Here is a 22,405-nt window from a genome sequence, read left to right as displayed (position 1 = left end):
TCCACCCTGTTGGCTCCTGGTGCCCCTCACTACACTGGGACGCATGACCCAGCAGGAACCGGGCAGTGCTGCCGCGGATCCGGATACCCTTGCCGCCTCCCTGCGAACGCCGGCTGAGCGCTCCCGCACCTTCGCCGAAATCCTGGTCAACACGGCACTGGCCAACATCACCACCAGCTACCTGTGGTTCGCCCTGACGTTCTGGCTGTACCTGGAGACGCGAAACGTGATCGCCACGGGCGTGGTGGGTGGCGCTTACATGCTGTTGATTGCGCTGTCCAGCATCAGCTTCGGCACGTTCGTGGACCGTTACCGCAAGCTCGCAGTGATGCGCTTCGCCGCCGGATTCACCCTGGTGATGTTCGTGCTGTCAGGGGTGATGTTCCTGCTCACGCCTGCCCCGTCCCTGCTGGACCTGGGGCAGCCATGGTTCTGGATTTTCACCCTGATCATCCTGGTCGGCGCCGTGGTGGAGAACCTGCGGAACATCGCCCTATCCACCACAGTGACCATCCTCATCGAACCGGAACGGCGGGCGAATGCCAACGGGCTGGTGGGGATGGTGCAGGGCCTGATGTTCATCGTCACCTCCCTGCTGTCCGGGCTGTCCATCGGGTTGCTGGGCATGGGCTGGACCATCGCCGTCGCGCTGGTGCTCACGGCGTTGGCTGCGGCACACCTGCTGACCCTCCGGATGCCCGAGGAGCTGCGTGCGGCGGCATCGGACGCCCACGGTGGATTCGACCTTCGGGGCTCGTTTACGGCAGTGCTGGCGATATCGGGCCTGTTCGCGCTGATCCTGTTTTCAACGTTCAACAACTTCATCGGCGGTGTCTACATGGCGCTGATGGACCCGTACGGGCTGGAAATGTTTTCGGTGGAGATGTGGGGTGCGGTCTTTGCGGTTGGTTCCACGGGATTCATCCTTGGCGGTGCCGTGATCGGTAAGTTCGGGCTTGGCGCCAACCCCTTGCGCACCCTCCTGATCGCAGTGGCGGCCATGGGCGTACTCGGCGCGGTCTTCACGCTGCGGGAGTGGGCGTGGCTCTACATCCTGGGGATCTGGCTGTACCTGGTGCTGGTCCCGTTCGTGGAGGCGGCAGAACAAACCGTGATCCAACGGGTGGTGCCGCTGGAACGGCAGGGGCGTGTCTTCGGGTTCGCCATGGCCTTTGAGTCCGCCGCGGCCCCCGTCACGGCGTTCCTCGTCGCGCCCATCGCCCAGTTCTGGATCATCCCGTATGCGCGGTCCGCGGACGGCGCCGCGTTCCTGGCACCGCTGCTGGGTGAGGGCACCTCGCGCGGCATCGCCTTGGTGTTCCTGGTGGCCGGGATCATCATGATCGTGGCGGCACTGCTGGCCTTCCTGACCCCGGTCTACCGCCGGGTGTCGGCGTCCTATGCGCAGGTGGCGGCAGAAACTGCGCATTAAACACCGGACGCCCCGGCACCAGGTGCCGGGGCGTCCGCGGAAATGCTCCAGGAAGTGATGGGTTCTTAGAGTCCCAGGGCTTCCTTGAGGCGGGCGACGTGGCCGTCGGCCTGTACCTGGTACTGGGCCAGGGTGACGTTTCCTTCAGGGTCCACCACAACCGTGGAGCGGACGATGCCTTCGTGGATTTCGCCGTGGACCAGCTTTTCGCCCCAGGCGCCGTAGGCCAGAGCAACGGCGTGGTCGGGGTCGGAGAGGAGGGGGAAGGTGAGGGAGAAGTCGCCGCTGAAGCCGGACAGGGCTTCCTGGGCGTCGGGGGAGATGCCCACTACCTCATAGCCCTTGCCCTGCAGGGAGGCCAGGCTGTCGCGGAAGTCGCAGGCCTCGGTGGTGCAACCGGGGGTTGCGGCCTTCGGGTAGAAGTAGACAATGACGTTCTTTCCACGGTATTCGGCCAGAGAGGTCTCGCGGCCCTGGGCGTCCCGGAGGGTGAAATCAGGAGCCGGGGTGCCGGGCTGAAGCTTGGTGGTCAGGGTGGGGCTCATGGCGTTCCTTTGTAAGACTCGGTCAGTGATGGCCAAACATCAAGTGAAGCGGGTCACCGCTTACTGATACAAACCAGCGCGTCATATGCAGTATTCCGCCGGACCCCGAACGGCTGCGTGCGGGCCCGGCACAAACTGGTAGCCGCCGCCGCGGACAGTGGCCACGGCATGGCGGGCATTGCCCAGCTTCTTGCGGATCCTGCCCACGTAGACATCGATGGAACGTGCGGTGGCGCCGGGAAAATCCAGCGATTCCAGGAACTCCTGCAGTTCTTCGCGGCCTACCGTGCGGGACAGGTGCGTCACCAGGTAGCGCAGCACCTTGTATTCGACGCCGGTCAACGCCACCGGCCTCCCGTCCAGCAGGACGGAGTCGGCGGCGAGGTCCACGGCGACCCTGCTCACGGGGCCGGCCGACGGCGGCAGGCGGGTGCCGCCGTCGGCCGCGGTTGCGCCGGGGTTCTCCGCCGTGGAAGGAACGCGAGAGGAGTCGGCTGCGGCTCCTTCCGCATTGGCGGAGACCCCGGACGTGGGGGCTCCGGCGGCAGGCCAATGGACTTCCGCCTCCGGAGCAGTTTCGAGGGCCCTGGCAAGGACCATTTGGGCGGCGTGGCGCAGGATATCCGGGCTGGTCCCTTCGGCCGGGACCACCCAGACGGCCAGTCCGTGGGCGGTGGCGCGCCTGGGCGGAACCCCGTGCGGAACGCCGTGCGGAAGCGGATGCGGGACCGCCGTCCGCGGATGGTGGGCTTCCACTGCCATGGCGGGCCCTTATACGCCGCCGCGGCGGATCAGCTTGCCCGTGGGGGTCTGGCCGTCCACTACGGCGCCGCGGAGGAAGGTCTTGCGGACCACGCCGGACAGGGCCTTGCCGTCGTATGGCGTGATGGGGTTCTTGTGCTTGAGCTTGGACACGTCCACCACGAACGCCTCGTCCGGGGCGAACACGGCGAAGTCGGCGTCGTAGCCCAAAGCGAGCTGGCCCTTGTTGGTGAGCCGGGCCAGGCTGGCAGGCTTCTCCGCCATCCAGGACACCACCTGTTCCAGCGGGATGCCGCGGTGCCGGGCCTCGCTCCAGATCAGGGACAGTCCCAGCTGCAGGGATGAGACGCCGCCCCAGGCCACGGCGAAGTCGCCGTTCTCCAGGTCCTTGAGGTCCAGGGTGGACGGGGAGTGGTCCGAGACGATGCAGTCGATGGTGCCGTCCTGCAGGCCCTGCCACAGCAGCTCGCGGTTGGAGGCTTCCCGGATGGGCGGGCAGCACTTGTAGGCGGTGGCACCGTCCGGGATTTCCTCCGCCATCAGCGTCAGATAGTGGGGGCACGTCTCCACGGTGAGCTTGACGCCGTCGCGCTTTGCGCTGGCAATCATGGGCAGGGCGTCCGACGACGACAGGTGCAGGATGTGTGCACGGGCCCCGGTCCAGCGGGCGCGTTCGATGACCTCGGCGATGGCCTTGTTCTCGGCGCCACGGGGGCGGGAGGCCAGGAAGGTCTCGTAGTGGTCGCCGCCGGGGTGGGGTGCACGGTCGATGGCGTGCGAGTCCTCGGCATGGACGATCATGAGCGAGTCGAAGGACTTCAGCTCGGCCATGTCATCTTCCATCTCGTCCGCGTCCAGGTGCGGGAACTCGTCCACGCCGGAGTGCAGGAGGAAGCACTTGAAACCGAAAACGCCTTCGTCATGCAGGGGACGGAGGTCCGCCTTGTTGCCCGGGATGGCGCCGCCCCAGAACCCGACGTCGATGAAGGCCTGGTCCTCGGCCACCTCGCGCTTGAGCTTGAGGTTTTCCACGGTGGTGGTGGGCGGGACGGAGTTCAGCGGCATGTCGATGATGGTGGTCACGCCGCCGGCCGCAGCTGCGCGGGTGGCGGAGGCGAAGCCTTCCCATTCGGTGCGGCCGGGCTCGTTGACGTGGACGTGGGTGTCCACCAGGCCGGGCAGCAGGGTTTCGTCGTCGGCCAGTTCGATGACCTCAGTGCCCGCCAGGCCGTTGCCCAGCGGCTCAATGGCCACGATCTTCCCGTTGCGCACGCCCACCTCACGCGGGGCGATGCCTGCGGTGGTCAGGATGCGCCGGCCCCGGATGACGAGGTCAAAACGTTCTTCAGACACGGAGGTCCTCCTTGGTACTTGCGGCGGCGGTCCTGTCGGCCGCCAACCCCGCACTGATCTGGGTGCCCAGCTGCTCCAGCAGCGGTCCTGCCTCTGCTATGCACCTGTTTACATCGGTTTCGAGCGCCGTCAAAGCGTAGACATCCTCGAACCCGGCAGCCGCTGCCTGGTCCTGGTCCAGGGTGGTCCGGCCGCAGACGGCGATGACCGGAACCCCCTGCGCCGCCGCGGCGCGGGCAACGCCCATGGGTGTCTTGCCCAGCAGGCTTTGTTCGTCCAGGCTGCCTTCGCCGGTGATCACCAGGTCGGCGCCCGCCAGGCGGTCCGCCAGCCCGGTGAATTCCAGGACGACGTCGATGCCTGGCCGCCGTGTTGCAGCCAGGACGGCGATGGCGGCGTAGCCCACGCCGCCGGCTGCTCCGGCTCCGGGAGCCTCGGCAGCCTTGACGGCGCGGAATCCGATTTCCCTGGCCAGGACTTCGACAAACCTGGCCAGGGCGGCGTCGAGCATGCCGACGTCTTGTGGTGCGGCGCCCTTTTGCGGACCAAACACCGCCGCGGCGCCCTGGGCGCCGAGCAGCGGGTTGTCCACGTCGGATGCCAGCACAAAGCGGGTGTCCACCAGGCGGGGCTCGAAATCGGTGAAGTCGATGCTGTGCAGGTTGGCCAGCGCAGCCCCGCCCGGGGGAAGTTCGTTGTTCCTGTTGTCCAGGAACCTGGCGCCGAGCCCCTGCAGGAGCCCTGCGCCGCCGTCGGTATTGGCACTGCCGCCCACGCCCAGCATGATCCGCCGGCAACCGGCGTCCAGCGCAGCCCGGATGAGCTGGCCCGTGCCCAGGCTGCTGGCCGTGGCGGCAGACGTTGAGTCCGGGCGGCCGCCATTCCGGACGCTTGGCACCAGGGCCAGCCCGGACGCCGTCGCCATTTCGATGACGGCCTCGTGCCCGCGGACCGCGAAGTCCGCTTCCACTGGCTGTCCGGTTGGCCCGGCGACCGTTGCCGTGCGGCGGGTGAAACCGGAGCCGACGGCGGCATCGAGGGTGCCCTCGCCGCCGTCGGCCACCGGAATCCGGACCACGTCAAGGTTGCCGCCGGCCCCGCGCTGCAGGCCCTTTTCCAGATGGCTGCACACCTCCGGGGCTGACAGCGATCCCTTGAACTTGTCCGGGGCGATCACGATGCGCATGGTTAGGCCTGCAGTGCCAGGATGGCGGTGGGAGCGTCGGCGGCGGATTCCGCCAGTTCCTCGAACTCGTTCACGGCGTTGATTTCCACACCCATGGAGATGTTGGTGACCTTTTCCAGGATCACTTCCACCACCACGGGAACCTGGAACTCGCCCATGAGGGCCTTGGCCTTGTCGAATGCGGCGGCGAGATCGCTGGGGTCCTCCACGCGGACGGCCTTGCAGCCCAGGCCCTCGGCCACCTTCAGGTGGTCCACGCCGTAGCCGCGGGTGTCCTCGGACCGGTGCGAGCTGTTGATGTTCTCGAACGCCAGGGACACGTTCTGTTCCATGTTGAACCCGCGCTGGGACTGGCGGATCAGGCCCAGGTAGGAGTTGTTCACCACCACGTGGATGTACGGCAGGTTGAACTGTGCGCCCACGGCCAGTTCCTCGATCATGAATTGGAAGTCGTAGTCGCCGGAGAGGGCCACCACGGTCTGGTCCGGGTTGGAACGGGCGACGCCGAGGGCTGCCGGGGCAGTCCAGCCCAGGGGGCCGGCCTGGCCGGCGTTGATCCACTTGCGCGGGCCGAAGACGTGCAGCATCTGGGCGCCGGCAATCTGGGACAGGCCGATGGTGGACACGTAGGTGGTGTCGCGGCCGAAGGACTTGTTCATCTCCTCGTACACGCGCTGCGGCTTGATGGGGATGTTCTCGAAGTGCGTCTTGCGGTGCAGGGAGGCTTTGCGGTCCTGGCATTCGGCAACCCAGGCGCTGTAGTCCGGCAGGGACCCGGCCGCCTTGCGCTCCTTGGCGAGCTCAACGAGCCCTGCCAGCGCCGCGCCGGCGTCGGACGCGATGCCCAGGTCCGGCGAGAACACGCGGCCGATCTGCGTGGGCTCGATGTCGATGTGCACGAATTTCCGGCCGGCGGTGTAGGTTTCCAGGCCGCCGGTGTGGCGGTTGGCCCAGCGGTTGCCGATGCCGATCACGAAGTCGCTCTGCAGGTAGTTCTCGTTGCCGTAACGGTGGGAGGTCTGCAGGCCCACCATGCCGGCCATGAGCTGGTGGTCGTCCGGGATGGTGCCCCAGCCCATCAGAGTGGGGATGACCGGAACGTTCAGGGTCTCGGCCAGTTCCACCAGTTCCGCGGAGGCGCCGGCGTTGATGATGCCGCCGCCGGCCACGATCAGCGGGTGCTTGGCGGCGAGCAGCATGTCCAGGGCTTTTTCCAGCTGCTTGCGGGAGGCTTTGGGCTTCTCAACGGGGAGGGGCTCGTAGGTGTCGATGTCGAATTCGATTTCCGCCATCTGCACGTCGATGGGCAGGTCCAGCAGCACCGGACCGGGGCGGCCGGAGCGCATCAGCTGGAAGGCCTTCTGGAAGGCACCGGGAACCTGGCCGGGCTCCAGGATGGTCATAGCCATCTTGGTGACGGGCTTGGCGATGGACTCGATGTCCACGGCCTGGAAGTCTTCCTTGTGCAGCTTGGCCACCGGGGCCTGGCCGGTGATGCAGAGCATGGGGATGGAGTCTGCCCAGGCTGCGTAGAGGCCGGTGATCATGTCGGTGCCGGCAGGGCCGGAGGTGCCGATGCAGATGCCGATGTTGCCGTCCTTGGCGCGTGAGAAACCGTCGGCCATGTGGCTGGCGCCCTCAACGTGGCGTGCCAGCGTGTGCCGGATGCCGCCGTGGGCGCGCATTGCGGAATAGAAGGGGTTGATGGCGGCGCCTGGCAGGCCGAACGCCTCGATGGCGCCTTCCTTTTCCAGGATGGCCACCGCTGCATCAACGGTACGCATCTTGCTCATGGGGTGCTCCTTGAAAGCTTGAAAGTCTGTTTTTGGGTGTGGTGGAGGAACCGCCGTCGTTTTCGTGTACGACGGCGGGTTCCCTGCTGGTGTTTCCTCGGCGCCTTTGGCGCGGGTGCTTACTTCCTGCCGCTGAGTTGCAGGACCTGCTTGAAGAGTCCGGAGTGGTCCAGTGCCCCGTCACCCTGGTTGACGGTGGCGGCGACGAGCTGGGCGGCCACGGCACCGAGCGGGATGGCGACGTTGGCTTCGCGGGCGGCGGCGGTGACGATGCCCAGGTCCTTGTGGTGCAGGGCCAGGCGGAAGCCGGGGTCGAAGTTGCGGTCCAGCATCTTCTGGCCCTTCTGGTCCAGGACCTTGGAGCCGGCCAGGCCGCCGCCGAGGACCTTGAGGGCGGCGTCGGTGTCCACGCCGTAGGCCTCAAGGAACGCAATGGCTTCGCCGAGGACTTCAATGTTGACGGCAACGATCAGCTGGTTGGCCGCTTTGACGGTTTGGCCGGAGCCGGAGGGCCCCACGTGAACGATGGTCTTGCCGACGGCGTTCAGGACGTCCTGCGCGTCGTCGAAGTCTGCCTTGTCGCCGCCCACCATGATGGACAGGACGGCGTCGATGGCGCCCTGTTCGCCGCCGGAGACCGGGGCGTCGAGGGGGCGGATGCCGGCTTCGCGGGCTTCGTCGGACAGGCGCTTGGCGACGTCGGGGCGGATGCTGGAGGCGTCGATCCACAGGGCGCCCTGCCTGGCGTTGGCGAAGACGCCGTCCTTGCCGCTGACAACACCCTCGACATCGGGGGAGTCCGGCACCATGGTGATGACGACGTCGGCCTCTTTAACAGCGTCAGCGATGCTCGAGGCGCCCTTGCCGCCTTCGGAGACCAGCTTGTCGATCTTGTCCTGGCTGCGGTTGAAGCCGGTGACGGCGTGGCCGGCCTTGACCAGGTTGATGGCCATGGGCAGGCCCATGATTCCGAGTCCGATGACTGCAACGTTGCTCATGATGGTTCTCTTTCTGGAAAGTCTGTGTAAATCGGTGGGAATCAGTTGCTGGCGTGCTCGCGGATGGCCCAGCTGAAGGCCGTTTCCTTCGGTTCCTTGTATTCGAGGCCGATGTAGCCCTCGTAACCGAGTTCGCGGCTGCGGGCGATCCATTCGCCGAGCGGAAGGGTGCCGGTGCCGGGGGCGCCGCGGCCGGGGTTGTCGGCGATCTGGATGTGGCCGAAGTCCCTGGCGTGGTTCTCGATGACTGCCTGGACGTCGTCGCCGTTGACCGCCAGGTGGTAGAAGTCGGCGAGGAGCTTGATGTTCCCGACGCCGGCTTCCTCCTTGACGCGCGCGATGACGTTGAGTGCGTCGTCGGCGGTGAGGAGCGGGTATTTGGGTGCACCGCTGACCGGTTCGAGGAGGACGGTGCCGCCGATGCGGGCAACGCCTTCAGCTGCTGCCGCCAGGTTCTTGACGGCCAGCTCGTCCTGCTCTTCGGGGGTGAATTCGTCCTGCCGGTTGCCGTAGAGGGCGTTGAAGGCCTTGCAGCCCAGACGCCCGCCGATGCCGGCAACAACGTCGATGTTGTCCTTGAACTCGGAGCAGCGTCCCTTCCAGGACACCAGGCCGCGGTCCCCCCCGGGCATGTTGCCGGCGTTGAAGTTCAGCCCCGTGAGCTGCACCCCGGCGTCCGTGATGGCGTTCTCGAACCTGGTGATCTCGCTGTCCGCCGGGACCGAGGTTTCGAAGGGCCACCAGAACTCAACGGCGTCGAAGCCTGCTGCCTTGGCGGCGGCGGGGCGCTCGAGCAGGGGAAGCTCCGTGAGGAGGATGGAGCAGTTCACTGTGTACGTCATCGTAGGTCCTTCCGAGGAGGGGCTTTGATCTATCTTCCCTTGCTGCCGGCATCTTCACCGTTTCCGCTTTGTGGAATTTAGATTCTGCTTTATGAAAAGTGTAGGGAAGGTGGGGTGGGGTAGTCAAGGGGAGGCGCGGGCGGGAGACTGGTAGCAGGTACGCCCGCTCAACGTGAAATGGACTGGAGCGATCATGACCGCTGCCCGCCTCCGGCTTCTGGCCTGGCTCATTGCCGTGATGGCCTTCCTTGCCGGCTGCACGTCCGGGATGGGCTCTGGGCAGGGCGTGCCTCGATCCGCGGCCACCTCGCCAGGGGCGACCGCCACGGTGGCCACCGCGGCGGCCGGTTCGGCAAGCTCCGCGCCGGATGCGGCCGACGTCGCCCCCGCTCCTCCGCAGGCGCCGATCCCGGCGGCCGCTCCCGCCAGTACTCCCGCTCCCGCCCCGGTGCCCGAGCCCTTTGCCCTCAACCTGTACCGGGAGGGGGACTTCGTTCCGCAGTACACCTTCGACTGGTGCGTGGCCGCGAGTATCCAGATGGCGCACAACCTGATTGACGACACCGGGGGCGGTACCTGGGCTGACCGCGCGCAGCAGAATGAACTGTGGGAGATGGCGAGGGCGCGTTCCTCCGATTCGTTCAACGGCGCCAACCCCTTCGGGTGGGCGCAGGTGCTGACGGAGGCGGGAATGGGACCCTACGCCGTGGTGAGCATCCCCGGCTATGAGGAAGCGGTGCGGACGGCGGCGCGTGCCATCACGGAGACGGGCAGGCCGGTGGGCCTGGTGATGTGGAGCGGCCGCCACGCCTGGGTGATGAGCGGATTCGAATCGGTGGGCGATCCACGCCAGTTCCCCGATTTTTCAGTGACCGGAATCCGCGTCCTCGATCCGCTCTACCCCTACGGCAGTGGCCAGTGGGGCCCGTCGCCGGCACCCAATGCCCTGCTCACGCCGGAGCAGTTGGCCACGCAGTTCGTGGTGCGGGAGCCGCGGCGCTGGAGCAGCGGCCTGGCCGCCGGCTACCTCCTGGTGTTGCCGCGTGCTGCCTAAGGGGCATCGCCGGTCGAAGCTTTAGGTCCGGGATTGCTGGGTACTTTCCTTTGGTGCAGCACCTTTCGTGCAGCAACGAAAGTTCTTTGCCCACGCGAACGGAGTTCCGGCATGATCGTCCCCAACGTCGCAGACGGCGTCCACCTGATAACCCACGCCAACGTCAACTGCTACGTGGTTGAGGACGACCACGGCGTGACCCTGGTGGACGCGGGCCTGCCGAGCATGTGGCCGATGCTGACGCAGCTCCTGGAGGAGCGGAACCGGCGGCCCCAGGATGTCAAAGCGCTGGTCCTCACCCACGGCCACTTTGACCACGTCGGCTTCGCGCTCCGTGCCCACCGGCAGTGGGGAATTCCCGTGCTGGTCCATGCGGGGGACGCACGTCTCGCGGCCCACCCCTACCGCTACAAGCCGCAGCGCAACCGCTTCCTCTATCCCTTCACCCACCCCAGGTCCCTGCCGCGCCTCGGCAGCATGGCGGCGGCGGGTGCCCTGGCCGTCAAAGGTGTCTCCGACACTCAGCCGCTGGGCACTGGAGTGGCGGACGCGCTAACGGGCCGTCCCGACGTCGTACATACTCCGGGCCACACCGACGGGCACTGCATCCTGCACCTGCCGGACCGCGGTGTCCTCCTGACCGGAGATGCCCTGGTGACTCTGGACCCCTACACGGGGAAGGCTGGGCCGCAGATCGTCGCGTCCGCGGCCACCAAGGACACCGGGCAGGCGCTGGCATCGCTGGCCGCCGTCGCCGCCACAGGAGCCACCACGCTCCTGCCCGGTCACGGTGAGCCCTGAAAAGCGGGCGCCGAAGCGGCCGTGCGTGAGGCACTGAAGACCGGCGCCCATTAACGCACCACAGGAAGGTCCCGGCACGGCTCGGTGTGCCAGGGACCTTCCTTGTGTTGCCGGAGGGCTAGTGGGTCAGGTCCTTGCCCTTGGTTTCGGGAATCGTGAACACGAAGGCTGCGCTGACCACGAGGAGCAGCACTGCGTAGATGTTGAACACCTGCGGCGCCCCGAGCGAGGAACCCAGCCACTGCTGCAGGTACGGTGCGGTGCCGCCGAACACAGCCACGCAGATGGAGTAGGGGACGCCGACGCCCACGGTGCGGATGGAGGTGGGGAACAGCTCGGCGTACACGGCCGGAACAATGGCGGCGCTCGCGGCCACGAAGACCAGCATCACGGACATGCTCACGGCCAGCTGCCAGGCGGAGTCTTTCAGCAGCCAGGTCATGGGGAAGTGCAGCACCGCGGAGCCGATCGCGCCGGCCCACAGGACCTTCTTGCGGCCGATACGGTCGGACAGCTTTCCCCATACCGGCAGTGCGGCGATGAAGACGATGTTGGCAATCACGCCGGCCCACAGTGCCTCGCCACGGTCGATCTTCAGCGCGGTGGTGGCGTAACTTGGCGCCACGACGCCCCAGATGTAGTAGATCACCGTGAGGCCCACGGTCAGTCCGATGACCTGCATGGCCTGCTTGCGGTAGCGGACAATCTGCGGCCAGATGGGAGCGCGCTTGGTGGTGACGGCCTCGTCCTGGAATGCCTCGGTCTCGTGCAGGCGCGACCGCATGATCAACGCGTACAGGCCCATGGCGGCACCGATCAGGAAGGGGATGCGCCAGCCCCAGGCATTCATCGCCTCGGTGCTCAACGCCATGTTCAGGACGGCGCCTAGCAGTGTTCCGAAGAGGATGCCCACAGTCCCTGAGGTGTAGATGAGGGTGGCCCAGAAGCCGCGGTGTTCCTTGGGTGCCATCTCGGACAGGTACGTCTGCGACGACGGCAGCTCGCCGCCGTGTGCCAGGCCCTGCACCAGGCGGGCCACCAGCAGCATGAGCGAGGCGAAAGCCCCGACGCTGGCGAACGTGGGGGCGATGCCGATCAGCAGGCTGCCCAGCGAGGCGAGGCCGACGGCGAAGGTCATCGAGGTCTTCCGGCCCACCCGGTCGCCGATCCAGCCGAAGAGGAAGCCGCCGAAAGGCCGGGCCACGAAGCCGACCGCAAAGATCGCCAGGGTGGACAACACCGCGGACGCCGGGTCCGCCTTGCTGAACAGCTGGCTGGCAATGAACGGGGTGAAGGTGGCGTAGATGGCCCAGTCGTACCACTCAACGGCGTTGCCGATGCCGGTGCCGATGATGGTCTTTGCGGTGGACATGCGTCCAGTCTGGGGCTTGGTTACTGCAACGGACATGGTCTTCTTCCTGGTCGGTTGGTCTGCGGGAAAGGGCAGCGGCGCTGCTGCCGGTGACGGGATGGGGAACTTAGGCGGTCCGCGACAGCGTGGCCAACCGCGAGATGGCGAGTTCCGCGTAGAGTGCGGCCCCGTCCGCCAGCACGGCGTCATCGAACGTGGCATACGGGGAGTGGTTGAACGGCGATGCATCGGGGTCGCCCCCGGGGGACACGGCGCTGAGGCCCACAAACGTGCCGGGTACCTCGGCCAGCACGCGGGAGAAGTCCTCCGAGCCGCTGAGCGGGGTGGCCCAGCGCGAGAGGCGGCGCTCGCCGAAAAGCTCGGTGATCACTTTTTCGGCGGTGTGTGTTTCGTCTTCGTTGGTGATGGTGAGCGGGTATTCCTGCAGGTAGTCGACGGCGACCTCCACCCCGTGTGCGGCGGCGATCCCCTTGAGCAGGCGGGGCACGGCGTCCATCATCTTCAGGCGCGACGCTTCGGAAAACGTCCGGATGGTTGCCTCGATGCGGGCCGACTCCGGAATGATGTTCCGCTTGGTCCCGGCATGCAGCACACCCACGGACAGGACTACGGGATCGAACATGTTGAACTGGCGGGTGACCATGACCTGCAGGGCTGTCACCATTTCTGCGGCCACTGTGACCGGATCCTTCGCGGAGTGCGGTGCCGAACCATGGCCGCCGGCGCCGAGCACCGTTACTTCCAGGCCGTCCGACGCGCTGAGCATGACGCCGGGCTTGGTGCAAAAGGTGCCGTGCGGCTCCAGTGAGGAAAACACATGCATGCCGTAGGCGGCCTGGACGCGGGGGCCGGCAGCGTCCAACACGCCCTCCCGGAGCATATAGCTGGCACCGTCACAGCCTTCCTCGCCAGGCTGGAACATGAGGACGACGTCGCCCTGGAGTTGGTGCCGCTTCTCGGCCAGGAGGGTGGCGGCTCCGGCGAGCATGGAGGTGTGCAGGTCGTGGCCGCAGGCGTGCATGGCGCCGTCGGCCTGCGACGTGAAGTCGACTCCGGTCTTTTCCTGGACGGGCAGCCCGTCCATGTCTGCGCGGAGGAGGACCGCGGGACGCTGCACCGCGGGACCAGGATTGGCACCACGCAGGACGGCGGTGACGGACGTCGTCTCTTTGCCAAGGGTGATCTCGAAGGGGAGACCGTCCAGCGCCTCCAAAACCTTCTCCTGGGTACGCGGAAGGTGGAGCCCGATTTCCGGCTGCCGGTGCAGGTCATGGCGCAGGCGGACCAGGTCATCCTGCAGGTCCTTGGCGTCGGCGGTTATGGTCACGTGTTACTCCTTGGCAATGGGTATCGGGGCTTGGGAACTATTCTGAAGTGGCGTGGTTCACATTCTTGAAAAGCACTCGAATTATTCTGGAAGTGCGTGATGATGTCAGGATTCATGCAAGGCAAAGGAGGCGTGGGTGGAGCTCAGCGAGGATGACCTTGCCCTGATCCAGGTGCTGCAGGCTGCGCCGAGGCTTGGCTGGGCTGACGCCGCCAAGGTGCTGGACGTCCATGCAACTACCCTCGCGGCCCGCTGGGACAGGCTGGCCTCACAGGGCGCTGCGTGGGTGACGGCGCACCTGGCGGGTGACCCCAAGCAGATGCTCCTGGCGTATGTGGCCGTTGACTGCGAAATGAACCGGAGGGACAGCGTCACGGCGCAGCTGGCCGCTGTACCGGAGATCGTTACGGTGGAGGAGGCGGCCAGCAACCGCGACCTGATGCTGACTGTGATCACCCGCTCGCTGGAGGAATTCAGTGACCGGGTGGTTTCGCACCTGAAAACCATCGACGGCCTGACCAAGTACCAGGTGGCCCTGTGCACCCGGCTGCACAGCAGCGGCGACGATTGGCGGTTGAATGTCCTGAGCCGTTCCCAGCTGGCCACCCTGCGGACCCTCGCACCGCAGGCAAGCCCGGAGCCGGCGCAGGTGGCCGGGCAGCTTCCGCAAAGCCACCTTGACCTGCTGCCGTTCCTGGCCCGGGATGGCCGTGCCACAGCTGCCCAGATTGCCCGTGCCCTTGGCCGCCATCCCGCCACCGTGCAGCGCCAGCTGAACCGTGTTCTGGCCAGCGGCATCCTGTCGTTCCGCTGCGAAATCGCGCAGCGCTACTCATCGTTCCCGGTGACCTGCCAGTGGTTCGTGAATGTACCGGCCGGCCAGCACGAGGCAGCCGCGGCGGAGATCCGCACCATCAGCAACGTGCGGCTGAGCGCCTCCACCACCGGACCCACCAACTTCGTGATCATCATGTGGCTGCACACGCTGGCGGACGTCATGTCGGCTGAATTGGCGCTGCAGCAGAAGGTGCCCGGCATCGACATTGTGGAGAGTGCGGTGATGCTGCGGACGGTCAAGCGGGTGGGCTGGATGCTGAAGGAAGATACGACGGCGAGTGGCGCCGTCGTCCATGCCGGAAGCCTGGGCGCTGCAGACTGAAACCGACGAGCTATAACGGGAAGGAGCCAGGGGCACTGCCCCTGGCTCCTCGCTGAGGGGAAGAGTTCTACTTCCCGTCGCGGTGAACTTCCACTACGGCGCTCTTCTCCCATGGGGTCCAGTCGGACCAGTGTCCGCCGTGGTTCTGCACGCGGAATGAGACCAGCTGGTAGACCTCTTCTTCGCCCCTGCGGTCGAGGTTGGGCACACGGTCAATGCTGGAAATGGTCCTTGCACCGTCGTGGCGATCAAACTGCTCGGTGAATACTGAGCGGCCGAGGAAGTCGTCGCTGCTGCGCGGACCGGGGTCGTCTTCGTAGCGCAGCTGGCGGATCTCGACGGTCTTTTCGCCGTTGCAGTCCACTTTGATCCTGAAATCGACCTTGTTGCCTCGGAGATCCTTGGGATCCTTCGGGTCGACGGTACAGCCGTTGCGGCTTGTTTCCGCGTTGGCGGGTGCGGCCAGCGCGAGGAAGCCTCCGAACAGACCCAGTGAGAGGACCGGAACCATGGCCAACCTTGCCCGGGTTGGCCTCTTAATTCGAGTGTTGGACATATCTTGTTGCTCCTCAAAGGATGCGATTCACCTTTGCGGGCAGCCTTAAGCCGCCGGAATTGAGCACATTTCAATAATTGGTGGCAGGAGCCTGCCCGTCCCGTTTCAAACAGCGCGCCCCGCAGTGCGGGTGGCTTCGACTCCGGATCCTTATGTTTGCTGAACCCGGTTTTTAAAATATCCTCCGCTTTGTTTGACTGCGCTAGGGGCAACCGCACCCTGCTTGACGGGTTTCCTTCAAGAGTTCCGCCCTCCCATTGGAGCTGGGCGCCGCTTGTGCCGGTGCCGGCCGTTTGAGCCCCTTTCCGGCGTCCGCCGCAGGCTGCAGACTGTCCCTATGACCTTTGCGAATGTGGGAATGTTGGGAACCAAGCCCGGCCGGCGCGAGGCCCTGGTAGCCATCCTGCTCCGGCCGAAACCCGGGATGAAGGAATCCGGGTGCCTGCTGTATGAGGTGGGAATCAATGCCGACATGCCGGACACGGTGTTCGTCTCGGAACTGTGGGAATCTGCCGAGGCGCACCAGGCATCACTGCAGTTGGACAGCACGCGGGCCGCGATTGCCGAGGCGATGCCGCTGCTGTCCGGTGAAATGGGAGGCCACCGGTTCACGGTGCTGGGGTCGCCCCTCCGCTGAGCTGCGGCCAAAGCGAAATACCTCCTCCCAGGACAGGTAATTAGCAGTGAGTGGATTGCGGTAATCGGGGTAAGGGAGGACACATGAAACCGTTGCCCGCACTTGAGCTTGTCACTCGTTTCGAGGATGCCGAGTGGCTTGACCCACTGGCCAAGAGCGTCCGGAAAGCCGTCCTGAAGGTCATCAAACCGCGCTGGGCCCGTGATGTCCTCCACGGCGTTCCCATCGGCCACCCGGTGCATCCCCTTGCTGTCCAGGTGCCCATCGGTGCCTGGCTCTCCGCAGGAGTACTCGATGCGGTCCCGGGCGGAGAAAAAGCTGCCCGGCTGCTTATTGGTGTGGGTACTGCCAGCGTGATTCCGTCTGCGCTGGCCGGGTTCACCGATTGGTCCCAGCTGCATCCGCAGCAGCAGAGGGTGGGCCTGGTGCACGCCGCGGCCAACGTCACCGCCACGGGCCTCTACATCGCGTCACTGGTGCAGAGGTCAACTGGCAGCCAGGGAAGCGGCAAGGTGCTTGCGTATCTTGGGCTGGCCACCGTCAGCGCCGGCGGCTTCCTGGGCGGCCACCTTTCGTACCGCCAGGCTGCGGGCGTGAACCACAGCGAGGAAATCCCGCACCGCTTCCCGTCCGGCTGGCATTCGCTGGCACCGTTGGCGGACCTTCCCGAGGGCGGGCTGCACAAGCGCGAAGTGGCCGGCATCCCCTTGCTGGTGCACCGTGAGGGCGGGACGGTTAACGTACTCTCCGACGTCTGCAGCCACCTCTCCGGTCCGCTTCACGAAGGCAAGATCAAGGACAACGACGGCGACCCGTGCGTCGTCTGCCCCTGGCACCGGAGCACGTTCTCACTGCGCACCGGTGAAGTGAAAGCCGGCCCGGCAACTTCGCGGCAGCCACTTTTCGAAACGCGGGTGACCGGTGAACTCGTGGAGGTGCGCCTGCCGGGGGCTGATGGCTAGAAGGGCCGTTCGGCCCTTTTGGGTTGGCAGGGGCGGCGAAAAACTGGGTGCATGGCGAGGTCAAGGGGAATCCAGGCGAGGTGAGTCCAGGCGCGGTGAGCGATCTTCGCGAGGACATCGCGGTCCTCTACAAAGGGCGGAAGGGATTCGTCGATTTCATCGACGTTCCTCCGCTGCTCTTCGCCATGGTCCGGGGCAAGGGGGACCCAGACGGGCCTGCATTCGCGGAGGCAGTTCAGGCGCTCTTTACGGTCAGCTACGCCGCGCACTTCGGGCTCAAGAAGCAGGTTGGTTTGATTACGAAAGTAATGCCCCTGGAAGCACTGTGGTGGTTCGACGAGGCTGGGCACGTTGACCCCGACGAGGCCGTAACAGCAGGCTTCGGCGGCCTCTCGGGAGTCGACCGGGAATCATGGCGATGGCAGGCCATGATGGTTCAGCCCGAACCAATCGACAAAGCCCTGCTGGAGCGGGCCAGAAAGGAGTCCCGGGCCAAGGAACTTCCGGCACTTGACCTGCTCCAGTTCGAGCGCTGGAAAGAGGGCCGCTGCGCCCAAACGCTCCATGTCGGTCCTTACGCTGACGAAGGTGCCACAATCGCCCTCCTCGACGCGGCGGTGGTGGAGGCCGGGCTGAAGGTCCGCGGCAGGCACCACGAAATCTACCTTGGCGACCCCCGCCGGAGCGCACCTGACAAGCTGCGCACGCTGATTCGCCACCCGGTGGTGTGAAGGACCGATGACGCGCATTACCGAACCGCGGGAGATTGCTTCCGGCGTGCTGTTGATGACCTCCGGTGCAGGTCCGATGGCCGCAAACCTCTACCTCGTGCGCTCGGGTACCACCTGGGCGATGGTGGACTGTGGCTGGGCCGGGAGCGCCGAGCCGGTCCGGCGCGCTGTGGAGCAAGAGTTGGGGAATGGCAAAACGCCTGATGCCATCCTGTTGACGCACATCCATCCGGACCACTCCGGCGCTGCCGGTGCCCTGGCCCGGAGGTGGGATGTGCCGGTGTACGTCCACCAAGCAGAGCTGCCCATGGCTGCCGGAAAATACATCCCCGAGTTTTCAATGCCGCTGGACCGCTGGATCATCGCCCCGCTCCTGTGGTCCTTGCCCGCCCGCGCCCGCCGCAGGATCGAGGCGTCCGGTGATATTACCGACGTGGCCCAAAGCCTGCCCCGCGATGGAGGAATACCAGGGCTGCCCGGGTGGGCGGCGATTCCCACACCCGGCCACACCCCCGGACATGTTGCCTATTGGCGCGCGGGCGATGGGGTTCTGATTACCGGGGATGCGGTGGTGACGGTGGGTTTGAATTCCATCCGCGGCATCCTGTCAGGCGCCCCGGACCTGTCCGGGCCACCCAGGTACACCACGTGGAACTGGGAACAGTCCATGGACTCCATCACACGCCTCGCAGGACTGGGCCCCCGGTTGCTGGCACCGGGCCATGGGCAGCCACTTGCTCTTGGGGCCGTTCCGCGGCTGCGGGCTCTCACAATGAAGGAGCGCACGCAACGGATGAAGCTTCGCGGCCGCGCTGCGGGATCCCCCGAGGCTGCGTAGCCGGCCCGTGGGCTGTCCGGGATGGGCCGCGGGGAAGCATCAGGCGCTCTACGGTTTCTAACCCTGTTCCTGCCCTGCAGCCCCGTCTTGCAGTTCTTACTATGCGGGAACTGCAGAGTTCCCACCCTGCAGTTCCTACACGGCAAGGCGCACTGCAGTTCCTGCAGAGTTCCTACACGGCCAGGCTCTCCAGCAGGGCTTCCTCCAGGAGGCTTCGCTCCATTGGCATAGGCGACTGTGGCCATCCCGGCCAGCTTTCCGGTGGCCAGTGGGTTGGTTCTGCGTCCTGGTGTTCGGCGTTGTAGTGCCTGCCTGTTGGTGAGGTCCAGCCGGGCGGCTGGTTCTCGGTTGCGGGGTGGGGTGTCCATTGGCTGTGGTGCTTGAGTCGGTGGTGTTTGGGGCAGAGTTGGGCCAGGTTGCTGACGTTGGTGGTGCCGCCGTGTTGCCAGGCGGTGAGGTGGTCGGTGTCGTTGTCGGGGGTGCGGTTGTTGCAGCCGGGGAAGGTGCACTTGGCATCGCGCATCCTGATCCAGCGTTTGATGGTTTCGGTGAGCCGGTAACGTGTGCGGCCGATTTCCAGTGCTGCCCCGTTGCGGGGGTCGACGAGGACCCGGTAGAAGGAGCCCGCCCCGTCCGCGACGAGCCTGCGTGCCACGGATGCCGGGATCGGCCCGAAACCATCCAACACTGCGGGTTCATCGGTCTGGCCGAGGAGGGAGAGCACCGGCACGGTGACCAGGACGTCGGCCCGCGGCGCAGGACCTGTCCGACCTTTGCGGGTTTCCCGGTCTGTGTGGTATGCCCGGCGCCGAGGAGCAGGGAGGCGGCGATGTCGGGGCGGAGTTGGGTGAGGGTGCGCTCTTCGTCCGGTCCCTGCAGGCCGCGGGCGGTCGCGGTGGTCCGGTTCCAGATGGCGCAGGCGGTATCGCCAGGGAGGTAGAGGGAGACCCAGGCCATGCCGTCCTTGTCCGGGGTGTATTCCATCCGCCGGTCCGCCGCACCCTTTACATGGCGTTTCTCGATCGATTCCGGATGGTGGCGTTCCCGCCACCCACGGACCTTGGCCCGGAACCGGGACGGAACGAGCTCTCCGGGGGCCGCGCCGCGGGCGGGGTTCGGCGCAGCCGGGTCGAAGAAGTGCGCCACCAGCTTCAGCGCACCCTCGGAGGTGAGGCCTTCGGTTTCGTCGGCAATGATGCGGGCGTGCTGCCACGACATCACGCCCGAGGCCAGGGCTTCGAAAGCCAACGGCAGGGAACAGATCCGCCGTGACTGCTCCACCAACGCCCCTGCCGCCGCGGAGCTGATGGTCAGGACTCCCGCGATCTCCTCCACCACCGACATGTCCGCGTACGTGCGGTCCTCGATCGAGGCGCCCGGCGGCGTCATCGCCTGCTGGAACTCCACTGCCTCAACGGCGTCCCGTGCCTTCACCGCACCGAGCTGCGCCTCCAGCCGAGCGAAAAGCTCCAGGCGTTCCAGCCGGATCCCATACCGCCGCTGCAACGCATCCACACCGGCACAAGTATGAGCCCCGGAAGCCAGGAAAGCGTCCTCTTTCTCCAGGGCGTCCAGGGCAGCAACAGAGGCACGGACACCCTCCAACGCCACCCCAGCACCACCGTCGATTCCCATACGAACATCATCCAACGGGGGTCCGACATTCAAAGGGCACCCGAAGCCAGGCCGGCACACCAGGCGTTAGCGGTTAGCCCGAGGGGGTTACCCACGCGCCTTTGCGCAGCACGCGGGCCAGCTTCAAATCCTGGTCAAGCACCACGACGTCCGCCAGCATGCCGGGATGCAGGTCCCCGGCCAGCGACGAAAGCCCCAGCACGGACGCGGGAACAGCTGACGCCGAGGTTACGGCGTCGCGCAGGGAAACACCCGCTGCCACAGTAGTCCGGACGACCTCCAGCAGCGTGCTGGTACCACCCGCAATGGCACCAGTGTCGTCCACCCGCGCCACGCCTTGGTCCACCGTGACGGAAAGGGAGCCCAGCCGGTACCGGCCGTCATCCAGGCCGGTTGCAGCCATCGAGTCGGTAACGAGGGCGATATTGGCCGCACCTACGAGATCGAAGACCAGCTTCACCGTTTCAGGCGCCAGGTGCACTCCGTCGGCTATCAGCTCCACCACGGCTTCTCCCGCCCGTGCCGCGCTGAGGGCCGCCGCGACTGGTCCGGGGGAGCGATGGTGCAGTGGAGGCATGGCGTTGAACAGGTGGGTGACCGTCGGCCGCCGCCGTCCCGTGGAATGCCCGGCAGCGGCCAAACCGCCCGCTGCGCCCTTAAGGAAAGCCGCCGCCGTCGGATGATCCGCAGCCGTGTGTCCCAAGGACGGGATGATGCCGCGCGCCGCGAGGAGATCCACAAGTTCGAACGCTCCGGAAAGCTCGGCCGCCAGGGTCATGGAGACCATTGATTCCCCGGCAGCACCAAGGAATCCGGACACCAGACCCGGATCGGGATCCAACAGCAGCGCAGTGTCATGGGCACCGCACTGCTCCGTTGAGAGGAATGGACCCTCGAGATGCGAACCGGCAATAAGCCCCTCACCAGCCAGCCCCCGAAGAACGGCAAGGTTGCGGACAAGGTGTCCGGGCCGCCCAGTGACGATGCTGGCCAGAAGAGTAGTGGTGCCGCGGCTGTGAAGGTAGCGGGCGGCGTGACGGGCTCCGTCAAGGTTGCCTTCCGAGAAGTCAGAGCCGTGTGCGCCGTGACAGTGCAGGTCGACCAGGCCGGGCAGGAGAAACCCCGGGGCCGCGGCCCGATCCGGAAGAACCCCGGAAAATTCCGACGCCGCCCCAGCGAAGGTGACCACGCCGCCGTCGACCGCTACAACACCGTCCGGCACATCCAGGCTCGCTGAAACAATGTGCCCGCGGAGGATGAGCTCACTGTTCACGGTCCACTCGCCTCCCGCCACGGATTATTCCACAACGGGCCCGCGGGCATTCGGCACAAATCCTGCACGCGGCGCTATCAGGCAAACTTCCCCGTGCCGTTATTTCACCGTGCCAGTGGGAACCTTTACAGTGAAAGTGCTAAGCATGCTGTCTATTTCGGAGGGTGAACCTGATGCGAAAAGTTTCTGCGCTTGGAGTCATGGCTGCGGCGATGCTGGCGTTGGCCGGCTGTTCGGGAGGGGGCAGTGGTACTGCCAGCCCGTCGGGTTCGGCGACGGCGTCGGCGTCCGCCAGCCAGACTGCTGACGCCAAGGTGTACTCGGAGGATCAGCTCCGCGACCTCATCTCGGGGATGAAGGACGCCGACGGCAACGAGCTCAAGCTGTACTCCAAGGAACAGGTTGACCAGGGCGGAAACATCGCCAACCTGCTCATGAGCACGGCAACCGTCGATCCCAAGGACTGCAAGGACATTGCCACGGCGGGCCTGCTGGACAAGGTGGAAAACGGTGACGTTGCCGTGGCGCTATCCGACGGTAACCAGCCCCGCAGCCTGTCGGCCCAGTCCGGCAGCGACGGCCCGGATGCCGTAAAGACACTGAACGACATCAGCGGCAAGATGGACCAGTGCGCCAAGTTCTCGGTCTCCGCGCTGGGCCAGAAATACGACGTGTCCAGCAAGGAACTGAAGGCGGACACCGACGCGGACAAGACCTTCGCCACCGTCAGCACCCGCAGCGGTGACAACCAGCAGAAGCTGATGCAGGTTTCCGCCGCGCAGGGGCGCCTGCTGGTGGTTGCCACGAAGAGCGGCACCGACCTGGGTGACAAGGACCAGAAGGAACTTGAGGGCCTCATCAATGACGTGTTGAAGAAGGCCGACGGCGGGGGCGCAACTTCCAGCCCGTCCTCCACCAGTTCGTCGGGTTCAATGGGCACGTCCTCGCCGAGTGGCTCGGCTTCGTCGACTGCCTCGTCCACCTCTTCGGCGACGATGTCCTCGGGCAGCGGCGCCTCGTCGTCGGCCTCCCCGACTGCCTCGCGGTAGCCGCAACTCCGCAGCGTGGAGGCGGGCCAGGACTGCAAAGTCCTGGCCCGCATCTGTGCCGGGCCACAGCTTCGTGGGCCCGCTCCCTGCGTGCCCGAGC

At 66.1% G+C, this 22,405-nt stretch carries 22 protein-coding genes; 10 read left to right on the top strand and 12 right to left on the bottom strand.

From position 1 onward, the window contains the following. Nucleotides 1–43: 43 nt before the first annotated feature. Entirely contained in the window at nt 44–1,432 is a 1,389-nt protein-coding gene (locus VIK36_RS19295; RefSeq protein WP_324643253.1) for an MFS transporter, read from the top strand. A 65-nt stretch (nt 1,433–1,497) separates the two neighbouring features. Here VIK36_RS19295 and bcp read toward each other — a convergent pair whose 3' ends face one another. The 7 genes from bcp to VIK36_RS19260 all read right to left on the bottom strand — a co-directional run bounded on the left by bcp (nt 1,498) and on the right by VIK36_RS19260 (nt 8,911). After that, the gene (gene bcp / locus VIK36_RS19290) at nt 1,498–1,977 is read right to left on the bottom strand and encodes a thioredoxin-dependent thiol peroxidase (RefSeq protein ID WP_255173424.1); all 480 of its coding nucleotides are present in this window, start codon (nt 1,975–1,977) and stop codon (nt 1,498–1,500) included. Nucleotides 1,978–2,058: 81 nt separating this feature from the next. Continuing rightward, nucleotides 2,059–2,739 (bottom strand): winged helix-turn-helix domain-containing protein, encoded by a 681-nt coding sequence (locus VIK36_RS19285; protein ID WP_324643252.1) that lies wholly within the window; start codon nt 2,737–2,739, stop codon nt 2,059–2,061. 9 nt (nt 2,740–2,748) lie between these two features. Further along, a complete protein-coding gene (allB, locus tag VIK36_RS19280; RefSeq protein ID WP_324643251.1) occupies nt 2,749–4,092 on the bottom strand; it encodes an allantoinase AllB in 1,344 nt (447 codons plus the stop codon). Next, nucleotides 4,085–5,278: a glycerate kinase gene (locus tag VIK36_RS19275; RefSeq protein WP_324643250.1), complete on the bottom strand. Its 1,194-nt coding sequence runs from the start codon at nt 5,276–5,278 to the stop codon at nt 4,085–4,087. Before VIK36_RS19275 ends, allB begins: the two co-directional genes overlap by 8 nt. A 2-nt stretch (nt 5,279–5,280) precedes the next feature. Beyond that, entirely contained in the window at nt 5,281–7,071 is a 1,791-nt protein-coding gene (gene gcl, locus VIK36_RS19270; protein ID WP_324643249.1) for a glyoxylate carboligase, read from the bottom strand. A gap of 119 nt (nt 7,072–7,190) precedes the next feature. Beyond that, nucleotides 7,191–8,069: a 2-hydroxy-3-oxopropionate reductase gene (locus VIK36_RS19265; RefSeq protein ID WP_324643248.1), complete on the bottom strand. Its 879-nt coding sequence runs from the start codon at nt 8,067–8,069 to the stop codon at nt 7,191–7,193. Between the two features lie 41 nt (nt 8,070–8,110). Beyond that, nucleotides 8,111–8,911, bottom strand: coding sequence for a hydroxypyruvate isomerase family protein (locus tag VIK36_RS19260; protein WP_255173418.1), 801 nt, complete (start codon nt 8,909–8,911; stop codon nt 8,111–8,113). A 193-nt stretch (nt 8,912–9,104) separates the two neighbouring features. On the opposite strand from VIK36_RS19260, the gene VIK36_RS19255 reads away from it, so the two are divergent. Both VIK36_RS19255 and VIK36_RS19250 read left to right on the top strand, forming a co-directional pair. Then, the gene (locus VIK36_RS19255) at nt 9,105–9,965 is read left to right on the top strand and encodes a hypothetical protein (protein WP_255173417.1); all 861 of its coding nucleotides are present in this window, start codon (nt 9,105–9,107) and stop codon (nt 9,963–9,965) included. Nucleotides 9,966–10,076: 111 nt separating this feature from the next. Continuing rightward, nucleotides 10,077–10,766 carry an MBL fold metallo-hydrolase gene (locus tag VIK36_RS19250; protein ID WP_324643247.1) on the top strand — a complete coding sequence of 230 codons (690 nt, stop codon included), beginning with the start codon at nt 10,077–10,079 and terminating at the stop codon, nt 10,764–10,766. Between the two features lie 118 nt (nt 10,767–10,884). Here the strand turns inward: VIK36_RS19250 and VIK36_RS19245 are convergent, their stop codons facing one another. Together VIK36_RS19245 and VIK36_RS19240 are read right to left on the bottom strand one after the other, a co-directional pair. Further along, a complete protein-coding gene (locus tag VIK36_RS19245; RefSeq protein ID WP_420716227.1) occupies nt 10,885–12,138 on the bottom strand; it encodes an MFS transporter in 1,254 nt (417 codons plus the stop codon). 106 nt (nt 12,139–12,244) lie between these two features. Further along, a complete protein-coding gene (locus VIK36_RS19240; RefSeq protein WP_324643245.1) occupies nt 12,245–13,465 on the bottom strand; it encodes a M20 family metallopeptidase in 1,221 nt (406 codons plus the stop codon). 136 nt (nt 13,466–13,601) lie between these two features. On the opposite strand from VIK36_RS19240, the gene VIK36_RS19235 reads away from it, so the two are divergent. Next, a complete protein-coding gene (locus VIK36_RS19235; RefSeq protein ID WP_324643244.1) occupies nt 13,602–14,624 on the top strand; it encodes an Lrp/AsnC family transcriptional regulator in 1,023 nt (340 codons plus the stop codon). 67 nt (nt 14,625–14,691) lie between these two features. On the opposite strand, the gene VIK36_RS19230 is transcribed toward VIK36_RS19235, so the two are convergent. After that, nucleotides 14,692–15,135 (bottom strand): hypothetical protein, encoded by a 444-nt coding sequence (locus VIK36_RS19230; protein ID WP_255173412.1) that lies wholly within the window; start codon nt 15,133–15,135, stop codon nt 14,692–14,694. Between the two features lie 382 nt (nt 15,136–15,517). Between VIK36_RS19230 and VIK36_RS19225 the strand changes: the two genes are divergently transcribed. The 4 genes from VIK36_RS19225 to VIK36_RS19210 all read left to right on the top strand — a co-directional run bounded on the left by VIK36_RS19225 (nt 15,518) and on the right by VIK36_RS19210 (nt 18,348). Further along, nucleotides 15,518–15,817 carry a putative quinol monooxygenase gene (locus VIK36_RS19225; RefSeq protein WP_255173411.1) on the top strand — a complete coding sequence of 100 codons (300 nt, stop codon included), beginning with the start codon at nt 15,518–15,520 and terminating at the stop codon, nt 15,815–15,817. Nucleotides 15,818–15,900: 83 nt separating this feature from the next. Then, nucleotides 15,901–16,779 carry a Rieske 2Fe-2S domain-containing protein gene (locus tag VIK36_RS19220; protein ID WP_255173410.1) on the top strand — a complete coding sequence of 293 codons (879 nt, stop codon included), beginning with the start codon at nt 15,901–15,903 and terminating at the stop codon, nt 16,777–16,779. A 95-nt stretch (nt 16,780–16,874) separates the two neighbouring features. After that, complete coding sequence (locus tag VIK36_RS19215; RefSeq protein ID WP_324643242.1) at nt 16,875–17,510, top strand: GyrI-like domain-containing protein; 636 nt, start codon at nt 16,875–16,877, stop codon at nt 17,508–17,510. 7 nt (nt 17,511–17,517) lie between these two features. After that, on the top strand, nt 17,518–18,348 hold the full coding sequence (locus VIK36_RS19210) for an MBL fold metallo-hydrolase (RefSeq protein ID WP_324643241.1): 831 nt from the start codon (nt 17,518–17,520) through the stop codon (nt 18,346–18,348). A 172-nt stretch (nt 18,349–18,520) separates the two neighbouring features. On the opposite strand, the gene VIK36_RS19205 is transcribed toward VIK36_RS19210, so the two are convergent. Next, nucleotides 18,521–19,078, bottom strand: coding sequence for an HNH endonuclease signature motif containing protein (locus VIK36_RS19205; RefSeq protein ID WP_324645353.1), 558 nt, complete (start codon nt 19,076–19,078; stop codon nt 18,521–18,523). A gap of 225 nt (nt 19,079–19,303) precedes the next feature. Between VIK36_RS19205 and VIK36_RS22125 the strand changes: the two genes are divergently transcribed. Continuing rightward, the gene (locus tag VIK36_RS22125; protein ID WP_420716226.1) at nt 19,304–19,879 is read left to right on the top strand and encodes a hypothetical protein; all 576 of its coding nucleotides are present in this window, start codon (nt 19,304–19,306) and stop codon (nt 19,877–19,879) included. A 177-nt stretch (nt 19,880–20,056) separates the two neighbouring features. On the opposite strand, the gene VIK36_RS19195 is transcribed toward VIK36_RS22125, so the two are convergent. After that, a complete protein-coding gene (locus tag VIK36_RS19195) occupies nt 20,057–21,256 on the bottom strand; it encodes an N-acetylglucosamine-6-phosphate deacetylase (protein ID WP_324643240.1) in 1,200 nt (399 codons plus the stop codon). 173 nt (nt 21,257–21,429) lie between these two features. On the opposite strand from VIK36_RS19195, the gene VIK36_RS19190 reads away from it, so the two are divergent. Continuing rightward, complete coding sequence (locus VIK36_RS19190) at nt 21,430–22,305, top strand: hypothetical protein (protein WP_324643239.1); 876 nt, start codon at nt 21,430–21,432, stop codon at nt 22,303–22,305. Nucleotides 22,306–22,405: the final 100 nt, after the last annotated feature.

It is taken from the genome of Pseudarthrobacter sp. LT1 (assembly GCF_035621795.1).
GTDB lineage: Bacteria > Actinomycetota > Actinomycetes > Actinomycetales > Micrococcaceae > Arthrobacter.
Note: the sequence above shows the minus strand (reverse complement) of the source record. Positions and strands in the feature narration are given on the sequence as shown.

Bases quoted from the DNA above. Each gene is read 5' to 3' on its own strand.
- VIK36_RS19295 (WP_324643253.1), top strand. From the start codon at position 44: ATGACCCAGCAGGAACCGGGCAGTGCTGCCGCGGATCCGGATACCCTT.
- bcp (WP_255173424.1), bottom strand. From the start codon at position 1,977: ATGAGCCCCACCCTGACCACCAAGCTTCAGCCCGGCACCCCGGCTCCT.
- VIK36_RS19285 (WP_324643252.1), bottom strand. From the start codon at position 2,739: ATGGCAGTGGAAGCCCACCATCCGCGGACGGCGGTCCCGCATCCGCTT.
- VIK36_RS19275 (WP_324643250.1), bottom strand. From the start codon at position 5,278: ATGCGCATCGTGATCGCCCCGGACAAGTTCAAGGGATCGCTGTCAGCC.
- gcl (WP_324643249.1), bottom strand. From the start codon at position 7,071: ATGAGCAAGATGCGTACCGTTGATGCAGCGGTGGCCATCCTGGAAAAG.
- VIK36_RS19265 (WP_324643248.1), bottom strand. From the start codon at position 8,069: ATGAGCAACGTTGCAGTCATCGGACTCGGAATCATGGGCCTGCCCATG.
- VIK36_RS19260 (WP_255173418.1), bottom strand. From the start codon at position 8,911: ATGACGTACACAGTGAACTGCTCCATCCTCCTCACGGAGCTTCCCCTG.
- VIK36_RS19255 (WP_255173417.1), top strand. From the start codon at position 9,105: ATGACCGCTGCCCGCCTCCGGCTTCTGGCCTGGCTCATTGCCGTGATG.
- VIK36_RS19250 (WP_324643247.1), top strand. From the start codon at position 10,077: ATGATCGTCCCCAACGTCGCAGACGGCGTCCACCTGATAACCCACGCC.
- VIK36_RS19245 (WP_420716227.1), bottom strand. From the start codon at position 12,138: ATGTCCACCGCAAAGACCATCATCGGCACCGGCATCGGCAACGCCGTT.
- VIK36_RS19230 (WP_255173412.1), bottom strand. From the start codon at position 15,135: ATGGTTCCGGTCCTCTCACTGGGTCTGTTCGGAGGCTTCCTCGCGCTG.
- VIK36_RS19225 (WP_255173411.1), top strand. From the start codon at position 15,518: ATGACCTTTGCGAATGTGGGAATGTTGGGAACCAAGCCCGGCCGGCGC.
- VIK36_RS19220 (WP_255173410.1), top strand. From the start codon at position 15,901: ATGAAACCGTTGCCCGCACTTGAGCTTGTCACTCGTTTCGAGGATGCC.
- VIK36_RS19210 (WP_324643241.1), top strand. From the start codon at position 17,518: ATGACGCGCATTACCGAACCGCGGGAGATTGCTTCCGGCGTGCTGTTG.
- VIK36_RS22125 (WP_420716226.1), top strand. From the start codon at position 19,304: ATGCCGTCCTTGTCCGGGGTGTATTCCATCCGCCGGTCCGCCGCACCC.
- VIK36_RS19190 (WP_324643239.1), top strand. From the start codon at position 21,430: ATGCGAAAAGTTTCTGCGCTTGGAGTCATGGCTGCGGCGATGCTGGCG.